The sequence below is a fragment of the Pectobacterium wasabiae CFBP 3304 genome (assembly GCF_001742185.1).
Taxonomy (GTDB): domain Bacteria; phylum Pseudomonadota; class Gammaproteobacteria; order Enterobacterales; family Enterobacteriaceae; genus Pectobacterium; species Pectobacterium wasabiae.
The window spans coordinates 1,202,053-1,214,523 of the sequence record NZ_CP015750.1 but is presented as its reverse complement, the minus strand read 5'-3'; the positions used below and the strand labels follow the sequence as shown (position 1 = coordinate 1,214,523).

9 protein-coding genes are annotated in these 12,471 nt (G+C 52.7%); 3 read left to right on the top strand and 6 right to left on the bottom strand.

The genetic code is table 11. From position 1 onward, the window contains the following. Window positions 1-225 precede the first annotated feature (225 nt). Window positions 226-945, top strand: a complete 720-nt coding sequence (gene ompR / locus A7983_RS05505; protein ID WP_005969424.1) for an osmolarity response regulator transcription factor OmpR — start codon at window positions 226-228, stop codon at window positions 943-945. Next, a complete protein-coding gene (gene envZ / locus A7983_RS05500) occupies window positions 942-2,303 on the top strand; it encodes a two-component system sensor histidine kinase EnvZ (RefSeq protein WP_005969425.1) in 1,362 nt (453 codons plus the stop codon). The genes ompR and envZ overlap by 4 nt, the downstream gene beginning before the upstream one ends. Before the next feature lie 263 nt (window positions 2,304-2,566). Here the strand turns inward: envZ and pckA are convergent, their stop codons facing one another. The 5 genes from pckA to A7983_RS05475 all read right to left on the bottom strand — a co-directional run bounded on the left by pckA (window position 2,567) and on the right by A7983_RS05475 (window position 8,830). Next, window positions 2,567-4,186, bottom strand: coding sequence for a phosphoenolpyruvate carboxykinase (ATP) (pckA, locus tag A7983_RS05495; RefSeq protein ID WP_005969427.1), 1,620 nt, complete (start codon window positions 4,184-4,186; stop codon window positions 2,567-2,569). A gap of 197 nt (window positions 4,187-4,383) precedes the next feature. Continuing rightward, window positions 4,384-5,253: an Hsp33 family molecular chaperone HslO gene (hslO, locus tag A7983_RS05490; protein WP_005969428.1), complete on the bottom strand. Its 870-nt coding sequence runs from the start codon at window positions 5,251-5,253 to the stop codon at window positions 4,384-4,386. A gap of 86 nt (window positions 5,254-5,339) precedes the next feature. After that, window positions 5,340-5,750, bottom strand: coding sequence for a ribosome-associated heat shock protein Hsp15 (gene hslR / locus A7983_RS05485; RefSeq protein WP_005969430.1), 411 nt, complete (start codon window positions 5,748-5,750; stop codon window positions 5,340-5,342). A 118-nt stretch (window positions 5,751-5,868) separates the two neighbouring features. Next, on the bottom strand, window positions 5,869-6,555 hold the full coding sequence (yrfG, locus tag A7983_RS05480; protein WP_005969431.1) for a GMP/IMP nucleotidase: 687 nt from the start codon (window positions 6,553-6,555) through the stop codon (window positions 5,869-5,871). A gap of 127 nt (window positions 6,556-6,682) precedes the next feature. Further along, the gene (locus A7983_RS05475; RefSeq protein ID WP_005969433.1) at window positions 6,683-8,830 is read right to left on the bottom strand and encodes an intracellular growth attenuator family protein; all 2,148 of its coding nucleotides are present in this window, start codon (window positions 8,828-8,830) and stop codon (window positions 6,683-6,685) included. Between the two features lie 436 nt (window positions 8,831-9,266). Here A7983_RS05475 and nudE point away from each other — a divergent pair, with 436 nt between their 5' ends. Next, window positions 9,267-9,824 carry an ADP compounds hydrolase NudE gene (gene nudE, locus A7983_RS05470; RefSeq protein ID WP_005969434.1) on the top strand — a complete coding sequence of 186 codons (558 nt, stop codon included), beginning with the start codon at window positions 9,267-9,269 and terminating at the stop codon, window positions 9,822-9,824. A gap of 84 nt (window positions 9,825-9,908) precedes the next feature. Here the strand turns inward: nudE and mrcA are convergent, their stop codons facing one another. Further along, the gene (mrcA, locus tag A7983_RS05465) at window positions 9,909-12,464 is read right to left on the bottom strand and encodes a peptidoglycan glycosyltransferase/peptidoglycan DD-transpeptidase MrcA (protein ID WP_005969435.1); all 2,556 of its coding nucleotides are present in this window, start codon (window positions 12,462-12,464) and stop codon (window positions 9,909-9,911) included. Between the last annotated feature and the right edge of the window lie 7 nt (window positions 12,465-12,471).

Here is a 12,471-nt window from a genome sequence, read left to right as displayed (position 1 = left end):
CGGCGGCGTTACTATAATCTTGGTAAACCACAATCTTTGCTAACCACGACCTGCGTAAATCACCGATGATTTTATGACTGACAGCACAGGAAATGATTGATTACACGAATTTTAATATGCTTTGTAACAATTTTGCCTAGAATGTATACCAGAAACGACTGTCAGTAATTCGTGTGTTTCTGAACAATAGCAGCGTCGGCGCTATTACGCCTTTGGAGAAAGAGAATGCAAGAAAACTATAAAATTCTGGTTGTAGATGACGACATGCGTTTGCGAGCGCTGTTAGAACGTTATTTGACCGAACAGGGTTTTCAGGTACGTAGCGTAGCCAATGCTGAACAGATGGACCGTTTACTGACCCGAGAATCCTTTCACCTTATGGTGCTGGATCTCATGCTGCCGGGCGAAGATGGGCTGTCCATCTGCCGTCGTTTACGCAGCCAGAGCAACCCTATGCCGATCATTATGGTGACGGCGAAGGGGGAAGAAGTGGACCGTATCGTCGGGCTGGAAATTGGCGCGGACGACTATATTCCTAAACCTTTCAACCCGCGTGAACTACTGGCTCGCATCCGTGCGGTGCTGCGCCGTCAGGCAAATGAACTACCGGGCGCGCCGTCGCAGGAAGAAGCGATTATCGCGTTTGGCAAGTTCAAGCTGAATCTGGGTACGCGTGAAATGTTCCGCGATGATGAACCGATGCCGTTAACCAGCGGTGAATTTGCCGTGCTTAAAGCGTTGGTGAGCCACCCGCGTGAACCGCTGTCTCGCGATAAGCTGATGAACTTGGCGCGTGGTCGTGAATACAGTGCAATGGAGCGCTCCATCGACGTACAAATTTCTCGTCTGCGCCGTATGGTGGAAGAGGATCCGGCGCACCCACGCTATATCCAAACCGTGTGGGGTCTGGGCTACGTGTTTGTCCCGGACGGCAGTAAGGCATGATGCAATGGCGCTTTTCTCCGCGCAGCTCATTTGCACGGACGTTGCTACTGATTGTCACGTTATTGTTTGTCAGTTTGGTCACCACCTATCTGGTGGTGCTCAACTTTGCCATTTTGCCGAGTTTGCAGCAGTTCAATAAAGTGCTGGCATACGAAGTGAGAATGCTGATGACGGACAGTCTGCAACTCGAAGATGGCTCCACGCTTGAGGTGCCACCTGCGTTCCGGCGTGAGATTTACCGTGAATTGGGTATATCGCTATACACCAATGCCGCGGCGGAGGAAAGCGGCCTGCGTTGGGCTCAGCACTATAAGTTTCTGAGTGACCAGATGGCGCAGCAACTGGGCGGCCCGACGGATGTGCGGGTTGAAGTCAGCAAGAACACGCCGGTGGTGTGGCTGAAAACTTGGCTGTCACCAGACATCTGGGTGCGCGTTCCCCTCACTGAAATTCATCAGGGCGATTTCTCGCCGCTCTTCCGCTATACGCTGGCGATTATGCTGCTGGTGATTGGCGGTGCATGGCTATTTATTCGGGTGCAAAACCGACCGTTGGTTGAGCTGGAACATGCCGCTTTGCAGGTCGGTAAAGGCATTATTCCGCCGCCGCTGCGTGAGTACGGCGCGTCTGAAGTCCGTTCTGTGACGCGTGCCTTTAACCAAATGGCCTCTGGCGTGAAGCTGCTGGCCGACGATCGCACGTTGCTGATGGCGGGTGTCAGCCACGATCTGCGTACACCGTTGACGCGTATTCGTCTGGCGACCGAAATGATGGGCAAGGAAGATGACTATCTGGCGGAGTCGATCAATAAGGACATTGAAGAGTGTAATGCGATTATTGAGCAGTTCCTCGACTACCTGCGCACCGGTCAGGAAATGCAGACGGAAGTGGCTGACCTGAACGCGATTATGGGTGAAGTGGTGGCGTCGGAAAGCGGTTATGAACGTCAGATTGACAGTGAATTTGCTACCGGTGAGCTGCTGGTGCGCATCAGTTCGCTCTCGATAAAGCGTGCGGCGATGAATCTGGTGGTGAATGCGGCGCGTTATGGTAACGGCTGGATCAAAGTCAGTACCGGGCGTGAGCTACAGCGCGTCTGGTTTCAGGTAGAAGATGACGGGGAAGGTATCGCGACCGATCAATTACAGCATTTGTTCCAGCCGTTTGTGCGCGGTGACAGCGCGCGAACCACCAGCGGAACAGGGCTGGGCTTGGCGATTGTGCAGCGTATTATCGATGCACATAATGGCGTGCTGGATGTTGGTACAAGTGAACGCGGTGGGCTCTGTGTCCGCGCGTATCTGCCGCTGCTATCAGACGTCGCGGTAGCAGATGCAAGTGTCACGAAAGAGTCATAAGCATTTTGGGCAGCACTGGCATGAATAAGAAAGGCGCGGATTCCGCGCCTTTCTTAGATTACGACAAAGACCGTCGAGCGGTAGTAACGGATAGATCGTAAAGACGCTGTGAATACGTCCATGTACGCTCGGCTTGCGCCATCCCTGGCGCAAACGCTTTACTCTTCTATTCCGTTACTCCCGTTTCCATTTGGCAAATAGGTTGTCAACGATCTGAAGGCGCGGATTCCGCGCCTTTTTCGTAATGGTTTTCTTATCTGTAGTTACCGCTTCGGTCCTGCTTTGACCAGCGCGGCACCTGCTGGTGCATCGGTGTATTTATCGAAGTTGGTGATAAAGCGCTGTGCCAGATCGTCCGCTTTTTCCTGCCACGCTTCGACGCTCGCGTAGGTATCACGCGGATCGAGAATGTCAGGATTGACGCCGGGCAGTGAGGTCGGGATGGCCAAATCGAAGACCGGCAGCGTCTGCATTTCTGCATCATCAATGCTGCCGTTTAGAATGGCGTCAATAATCCCTCTCGTATCCTTGATTGAAATACGCTTGCCGCTGCCGTTCCAACCGGTATTCACCAGATAGGCCTGCGCGCCTGCTGCCTTCATACGTTTCACCAGCACTTCGGCGTACTGCGTTGGGTGCAGCATCAGGAAGGCTGCACCGAAGCAGGCGGAGAAGGTCGGTGTCGGCTCCGTCACGCCGCGCTCGGTTCCCGCCAGTTTAGCCGTAAAGCCAGACAGGAAATGATACTGCGTTTGATCGGACGTTAGGCGAGAAACCGGTGGCAGCACGCCGAAGGCATCCGCCGTCAGGAAGATCACTTTGGTCGCGTGGCCCGCTTTAGAAACGGGTTTAACGATATTATGAATGTGGTAGATCGGGTAAGAGACGCGAGTGTTCTCGGTTTTGGAACCGTCGTTGAAGTCCACGGTGCCGTCTGCCAGCACCGTAACGTTTTCCAGCAGTGCATCGCGTTTGATGGCACCGTAGATATCTGGCTCCGCTTCTTTGGATAGCTTAATGGTTTTGGCATAGCAGCCGCCTTCAAAGTTGAAGACGCCGTCGTCGTCCCAGCCGTGCTCGTCATCACCAATCAGTTGGCGTTTCGGATCGGTGGACAGCGTGGTTTTACCCGTACCGGACAGGCCGAAGAAGACCGCCACATCGCCTTTTTCACCGACGTTTGCCGAGCAGTGCATCGAGGCGATGCCTTTCAGCGGCAGCAGGTAGTTCATGATGGAGAACATCCCTTTCTTCATTTCGCCACCGTACCAGGTGCCGCCAATCAGTTGGATGCGCTCCGTCAGGTTGAACGCGACGAAGTTTTCAGAGTTCAGCCCCTGTTCCTGCCAGTTTGGGTTGGTGCATTTTGCACCGTTCATCACGATGAAATCCGGTTCAAAACCTTCCAGCTCTTCATCGCTCGGGCGGATAAACATGTTTTTGACGAAATGCGCCTGCCAGGCCACTTCGGTCACAAAGCGCACGCTGAGGCGGCTGTCTGGATTAGCACCGCAGAAAGCATCGACGATGAACAACCGCTTGCCGGATAACTGCGTGGTGACGAGTTCTTTTAGGTGCGTCCAGGTTTCCTGGCTCAGAGGGTGGTTATCGTTCTTACCTTTGCCTTGATCGGACCACCACACGGTGTCGCGGGTAATGTCATCGCGCACGATGTATTTGTCTTTCGGGGAACGGCCGGTAAAGATGCCGGTATCAACGGCTACTGCACCCAGTTGGGTTTCGATGCCGCGTTCATAACCTTGTAGGGTAGGGGAGCGTTCTTCTTTAAAAAGCAGTTCGTAGCTGGGATTGTAGACAATATCGCGGACATCATGGATTCCATAAGCAGCCAGGGCTTGCGGGGTAATACCGTTGATCTGCATGTTGCTACTCCTCAAGTTATAGTCGTACTACTAAACATTGTAGGGAGTGAGCTTATTTTAACCGCGATAGCAATCATAAAATTAAATAAATTCATTAATAACTTTGCTTATTCATGGTGTTTGAAAAATAACCACGGTGGTTTGCAGGCGGGAGAATAAGCAAAATAAAACGGGTACTGTCGTACCCGTTAAAAAGACTAATGCAACAGATTTCCTGATGTATCGTGCCGAATCGCGCGGATGTCCAGTGAATTAAACAGGTAGTGCGTGCCACAATAATCACAGTGCATATCGATTTCACCGTCCTGCTCGATCATCTCATTAATTTCCTGATCGGACAGCGTCATTAATGCATCTGCGCAACGATCGCGCGAACAGTGACACTGGAATTCGACATCCTGTGGTTCATACACGGTAACCTCTTCCTGATGGTAAAGGCGATACAGCACCTCGTGGGCAGGTAGGGTAAACAGCTCCTCGGCTTTGACTGTCGTGGTGAGCTGGGCCAGATGATCAAAATCATTGCGGTCGGTATCCTGCGCGGGCAGTACCTGTAGCAGCATGCCAGCGGCGACCGGATTGCCTTCGTGCTGTCCGGTACGGATAAACAGCCGTGTCGGCAACTGTTCGGACTGCTGGAAATAGCTTTCCAGACATTCAGCAACGGTTTCACCTTCTAACCCAACAACACCTTGATAACGTTCGCCGTCGGTCGGCGTAATCGTAATGACCAGATAGCCATTGCCGACCATCTCTTTCAGCGTGCTCTCTGGTGCGATATCGCCTTGCAGACGGGCAACGCCGCGCATCTGCTGCTGGTGGTTACCGTTAATCACTGCCAGCTTCAGCGGGCCATCACCCTGAAGCTGAACGGTAATATCACCGCTGAATTTTAGCGTTGCTGTCAGCAGGCTGGTGGCAACCAGCATTTCACCCAGCAATGTTTGCACCGCAGATGGGTAGTCGTGGTTGGTTAAAACACGTTGATACGTCTTGTTAACTGTCACCAACTCGCCACGAACGGCGTAATTTTCAAACAGATAACGGTGTAGTTGGTCGTGAGCCATGATATTTTTCTCGTCTTGGTACGGCGATGAATTGTGCGGCGGCTAGGAGTGCGGCGATTGCCGAGTCTTCTCAGAAGCGCAGCGCGTTAGTCCTGATCGCTGTATTTAAATTTAATCAGATCGCGTCGCTCTTTTTTGTCAGGGCGGCGATCGGGGTGTGGCATCGTCAGCGCATTCATTTTCCGCGCCTGTGCCACCTTTTCTCGTTTCTCAACGCTTGCTGCCGTTTCCTGATACAGCGCCTGCGCTTCTGTCGCGCTTCTGCGCTGGCCGCTGACGGCTAAGATAATTACGGTGCGTTCATCATTCCCCTGACGCAGTTTAATCTCGGCATTCAGCTCGACCTGTTTGCTCGGTTTGCCGCGTTGCCCGTTATAGTGCACTTTGCCGCCGTCGATCATTTCGCGGGCTATTGCTCGGGTTTTATAGAAACGTGCAGCCCAGAGCCATTTGTCCAGACGAACGGCGTCGTCAGCCTGCTCGGTAGCTTTTGCCATAAATTCCCCTGATTACCCTAATGCCGATCGTTTAAGGATCGCGTTACTGGTGGCGACCACGGCGCGAGGCATCCCTGCGGGAACCTCATCACCATGTTTCCCCCTCAGGCCACCTGATTTATCCTGCGTTAACGGAGTGACGCAGAGCCGGTAGCAGCGCAAGATAGTCGTTCATTGACGGATGTTGCTGGAACGCCTTCTCCTGCTGGTCAGAATCTGGATTACGCACGCCCAGACAGTAATGGATGCCGAAGGTTTTCGCGGCATCCAGAATCGGTTCGCTGTCATCCACAAACAGGGTTCTGGCGGGGTCGAAACCGGTTTGCTGTTGTACGGCCTGCCACAAGCGCTGATTCTCTTTCGGATACCCATAAGTATGGGTGGAAAGCAATAAATCAAGGTGCTGATCCAGCCCCGTATGCTCGATTTTTACCGCCAGACTGTGCGGGTGGGCGTTAGTTAGCAGAATTGTCTCTTTACCGCACTCACGCAGCGCCGCTAAAAACGGCGTGGTGTCGTCGCGCAATCGGGCACGCGTGCCGATATCTGTCGTCATCTGATAGATATCCAGATCGAGACGTTCCGTCCAGTAATCGAAGCAGTACCAGCTCAGCGTGTGCTGAACGGCTTGATACTCTCGTTGGATAAGTTGGTGTGCCTGTTCAAGGCTGATTTGACGTTTTTCACTGAGCGACTGCGGGACCAGTTTAAGCCAGAAATAGCTGTCAAACGCCAGATCGAGCAGCGTGCCATCCATATCCAGTATCACGGTGTCGATGTCGTGCCAGTTAACGTGGGGGTTCATAACGACTCCAGATGTCGCGCCGTGCCATAGGAGTGATGAAGCAGGAGACGCGCAATGCAATAGTGACAATAGTGACAAGAAATCGATTCCGCTAGGTTAGCATAATCGTAGAGAGGGCACGATGCTGTTAGCGGGGGAGTAGAGGACGATTATCCGGGAATGAATCCGCCATCATATTGAAGCGTAAGCTGTAATAGCGCTGAATATCGGTAACCCGTTTCTGGCTTCTGCGTATTTTAATTCCGGTCAGAACTGCATTAATGATAAATGTCGCGGAAAAGAGCAGCAGCAGCAGGCAACTGCCGAGATAGCGCCAGACGGTAATGACATCGGGTTCACTGTGCAGGCTAATGTGCTGCGTTCCGTTGGCATCGGTATTGAGTTGAGTGATAACACCCGTGGCATTAAACGGCGTATGCAGCAGCATCGCTGAAAGCCGCTGAAGTTCCTGCCACTGATCTGATGGACGATATTCATTGAGCGGCATGGGAGGGAGCGGGTGATTAACGAACTGCCGGCCTTCGTCGCTGCGGATCAGGAACCCACCGGGTGGCGGGCTGTTCAGCGACTCTGCCGCATTATTGATTTCCTGATAGAAGAATTGATCGGTGGAACTGTTGACCAATGATTCGAGTGTTTCTGCGCTGACGGCGGGCAACACGACATTCATGCCTTTCAACTTGCCGGAATCGGCATCTTTCACCAAGGTATTCCAGTTTTTGACGTCACTCAGATTCACCAGCGCATTTTTCAGGCGGGAGCAATCGTTTTCCTGTTTACACAAATCTTGTGTTCTCAGGACGACATCGGCGAAGTTCTTCATCAGAATCAGCCCTGATTTCTGGATGGTGGACGCTAGCTGAGAATTGACCTGACCTTCTTTATCCGCTTGTGGATGGAGTTGGCTGTTGACGGATTTAAGCAAGGCGGACGTTTTTTCAATTGTCTCGGATTCCGGCAGTGGGAGTGGTGCGGCTTTGTTCCAGTAAATCGCGGAGCAATCGAAAGGGCTGAATGCATAGGGCGATGGTGCGGAGACAGGGTGAATGCCTGCTGGCACATAACACATGCCGTTGCCGCGAACCGCCAGCGTGTCACCAATACGGAGTTGGGCTTTTTCCAGATTGCTGACTTGCGTTACTTCAATGTGTTGTGCGCCTTGAAGCCAAGCCAGACTGAGTTTTAACGGCAGTTCAAGCTGCACGTTAGTGACTAGCAACATCAGGCTGAGCAGTGAACCTGCGGCCAGCAGCAGATTCCGGCCCCAGCGCTGTAGCGGAAAATATTTCACTTCATCATGCAGTGAAAGGTGCTCACCTTGACGGATCACCTGTCGGTTGAGATAGATATCTACGTCTGTTTTTCGCCCTAGATCCTGTGTGATATAGGGCTGCCAGTGAGGCGGGTAGATCAGATCGATGTTGCCGAGTGAGATATTGCCGAGCGGCCCCTGATTGGATTCTCCAAACAAACCCAAGCCTTGCGGAGTGCCGTGAAGGCAATGTACATCCCGCAGTTCCTGGGCGGACGGCGATCGGAAAAGCTGCCATAGACTCCAGCCTACCAGCAACGTTGCAGTACCAATCAACCAGGGGAGTAAGGCGATAGGGCTATTCAGGCTGATGAACAGGAGTAGAAAAGACAGGCAGAGCACGGCCGTTTCTTTCAACCCTCTGGAGTGGTGCATGACGTGTTCTTCACGCGTTTCTTTGCGGATGGTAACCAACTCCGCATGCTCACTGCCTTCTTGACGGATAGACGCATTTGGCACTGGGATTTCAGCCGGTAGCGGAGCCAGTGGACGCTCGTCGAGGCATTCGGTTAGCGAATGCCCGTTTAGGGAAATGACCAACGGGATCGAGCGTGTCTTAATTAGTTCGACGGTGTTGTTTTCGGTAATGAACTGTTCCCAATTGGGCGGCAGATGAATTTCCTGAGTATCGATATAATAACGCCACTTATTCTGAGCATCGGTGCTCAGGCCGTAGCGTGTAATGGTATGGGTGATGGGATACACCCGATTACTTTGCAGAGATCGCGGCAATTTTGGCTGTGCATTGGGGATATCAAGCGGCGTGGTTTGTTGACTGTTTTCCTGAGCCAGATAACGCTCAATGGCGATCCGTTCATCTTCAGTTAACCGACGGGGAAGCGATTGCGAAACAGGTAAGGGGCGAGCGGACAGGAAACGGCGTCGCATACGGTAGCCGACAAGACCTCCGATAACGATCAGACAGGCAAGCAATATCGCCAATAGGGTAAATATTGTGCTCATGTCATCTCCATTCCAAAACGCGATGCTCCTTGTTTCCGTCGGAGTTTAACAAAATTATACAATCGATGATAACCCGTATGGCGTTGTTTTCTTAGATTAATAACGTAATTACGAATAGAATTAATCGCATAAGGTGATGATAGTAACAAGCAAAAAATGCCTCTTGAATGAGGATAATCCTATTTTTTTTAAGTTATTGACTTATGGCGGTGGTTTCTCATACAGGATGTGTCCTGCATGTTGCCCACACGTAAATTCATCGTCACGATAGTTGCAGCGAAGGTGACTGTTAACGCACAATGTGAATAGAATCAAAAAAGAATATTTACGATCTCTTCTTATTCAACAGCATGTCGTGTTCAGGTTGCGATAAACGCAGCCCCTCATGCGCGTTGGGCTAAGGTGCCGTTCTGGTCGTAACTCTCTGGGGGCATCAATGAGTCATAACCTGAAAAAACCTAAAATCCTCAAGGTGGAAACGATAGCGCGTTCGCGCTTGTTCAATGTGGAATCCGTCGATCTTGAATTTAGCAACGGGGTACGCCGGGTTTATGAACGGATGCGCTCAAGCGGTCGGCAGGCGGTGATGGTTGTCCCGATCATTGATGATGAACTGTTGTTGATCCGTGAATATGCTGTCGGCATTGAGGAATACGAACTGGGTTTCCCCAAGGGGCTAATCGATCCCGGTGAAACGGTCTTTGAAGCGGCGAATCGCGAACTGATGGAAGAAGTCGGTTTCGGGGCGGAGAAGATGGATCTGCTGGCGACGTTAACCATGGCTCCCTCCTATTTTTCCAGCCAGATGAATATTGTGGTGGCGCGCGGACTGTACCCGCAGAGTCTGGAAGGTGATGAGCCGGAGCCCCTGCCGCAAGTCCGTTGGCCGGTGGACAATATGATGTCGCTGCTACAAGAGCCCGACTTCCGCGAAGCGCGTAATGTCAGTGCGCTGTTTTTGGCTCACGACTGGCTGCGCCGTACACCCCGCTAATTTCCTGATTCATCATCATAGTCAAAACAAGAAGGCACCGTTTCTGGTGCCTTCTTTATACTGCGTAACGTCATCGAACGCTGGCTAAAACAGTTCTTCGCTTTGTCCGTTATCCATCAGCGTGGTGCCGACTTCATGCACTTCATATTCTTTCGGCTGCGTACCCTCGACGAAGTATTCAGAACGGCTGTTCCCTCCACCGCTGGATAACTTGCCGCTGCTGCGGTCAATGACCACACTGACGACGCCAGGCGGCGGGGTCAGTGGTTGTTCCGGTACGCCATCCAGCGCGGCCTTCATAAAATCATCCCATGCAGGCTGGGCCGATTTTGCGCCACCTTCATAGCCGGAGATCTGATCTTTGATGGCCCCAGATGCGCTACTGGCACCCAGATCGCGGCGATGATCGTCGAAGCCGATCCAGACTGAGGTCACCAGATTCGGGCCATAACCGGAGAACCAGGCATCTTTGGAACTGTTTGTTGTACCGGTTTTACCGCCGATATCACGACGTTTTAAATCACGACCTGCGCGCCAGCCCGTTCCCATCCAACCTGGTTCACCAAAGACGTTGCTGTTCAGCGCGTCTTTAATCAGGAATGACAGCGGGGTACTGATAACGTGCGGTGCATAAGGCTGTGCTGCGCTTTGCTGTGCGGCCTCTGGTGTAACAGGCTCCAGTTCCGGCTGCGGCAGACCTAACGGCGGTGCTTCGTTTGACGTGGCCACATCTTCAACGTTAGTGGTTGCTAGCACTGGAGAACGTGGCGTATCACCGTAGACCAACGGTAGATTACAGGTATCACAGACTACCTTCGGCGTCGCGGTAAAGACCGTCCCACTCACTTCGTTCTCTATCTTGCTAATCAGATAGGGGTCGACCAGATAGCCGCCGTTTGCCATGACGGCATAACCACGTACAACCTGTAGCGGTGTAAACGAGGCCGCGCCCAGCGCCAACGATTCGGTATGGACGATATTCTGCGCCGGGAAACCAAAGCGTTGCAGGTATTCCGCCGCATAGTCGACACCCATCGCGCGCATGGCGCGCACCATCACCACGTTTTTAGATTGGCCTAACCCCTGACGCAAACGGATCGGACCATCATAGGTTGCCGGGGAGTTTTTCGGCCGCCAGTCAGATCCTGCACCTGCATCCCAACGGGTGATGGGGACGTCGTTCAGAATTGTTGCCAGCGTTAAACCTTTGTCCATCGCCGCGGTGTACAGGAAAGGTTTGATGTTGGAACCAATCTGACGTAGCGCCTGTGTTGCACGGTTGAATTTGCTTTGGTTAAAGTCAAAGCCGCCAACCAGCGCTTCTATTGCGCCATTTTTCGGGTTGAGTGAGACGATGGCAGAGTTGACGTCCGGCACCTGTGCCAGCCACCAGGCATCGTTCACTTTACGCACCCAAATCTGTTGGCCTGTCTGCACCACATCCGTTACACGCTTCGGCGTTGGCCCTTGCTGTGTATCAGAACGGAAGGGGCGTGCCCAGCGCATACCCGCCATCGGCAAGGCGATGTTGCTGCCGTCAGACAGGATTGCAATGGCGTTGTCTGCCGTTGTGCTGGTGACGATGGCTGGAGAGAGCGGGCCATAGACCGGCAACGCTTTCAGGGCGGCAATCATCTTTGCCTGATCCCAAACGCCTTCACCCACTTTCCACAGCACTTTGCCTGGGCCGCGATAACCGTGGCGCATGTCATAGGCGAGAATGTTATTACGCAATGCATCCTGTGCGGCAGTTTGCAATTTTTTGGTGACAGTTGTGTAGACCTTATAACCGTCGTTGTACGCATCTTCGCCGTAGCGTTTGAACATCTCCTGCCGTGCCATTTCTGCAACATACGGTGCGGAGAACGAAATTTCAGGCGCGTGATAATTCGCGACCAGCTTTTCGTTACGCGCCGCATCGTATTGCGACTGCGTGACGTAGTTTTCATCCTTCATACGCGCAAGCACGACGTTGCGGCGGGCAACGGCACGATCGTAGGAATAGAGCGGGTTGAACGTCGATGGCGCCTTCGGCAGACCAGCGATCATCGCCATTTCGCTCAGCGTTAACTGATCAACCGGGCGGCCAAAGTAAACCTGTGCCGCTGCGCCAACGCCATAGGCGCGATAGCCGAGGTAAATCTTGTTCAGATAGAGCTCAAGGATCTCATCTTTGGTCAGCAACTGCTCAATACGGATAGCCAGAAACACTTCCTTGATCTTACGAATCAGGGTGCGCTCTGGGCTCAGGAAGAAGTTCCTGGCGAGCTGTTGCGTAATGGTACTCGCCCCTTGAGAGGCGTGACCAGACGTGAGCGCGATAGAGGCGGCACGAATAATCCCGACGGGATCGACACCGTGGTGATCGTAGAAGCGGCTGTCTTCGGTCGCGATAAAAGCATGCACCAACTCAGGAGGAATCTGGTCCAGCTTGAGCGGGATACGGCGTTTCTCACCAAATTGAGCGATCAGTTCACCATCGGCGCTGTAGACCTGCATTGGCGTTTGTAGCCGAACGTCTTTCAGCGTGGCGACATCGGGCAGTTGGGGTTCGATATAGCGGTACAAACCATATATCGAGGCAGCTCCCAGCAGAATGCAAGAGACTGCAAGGATGAATAGATACTTTACGAACTTCACCTGGGAT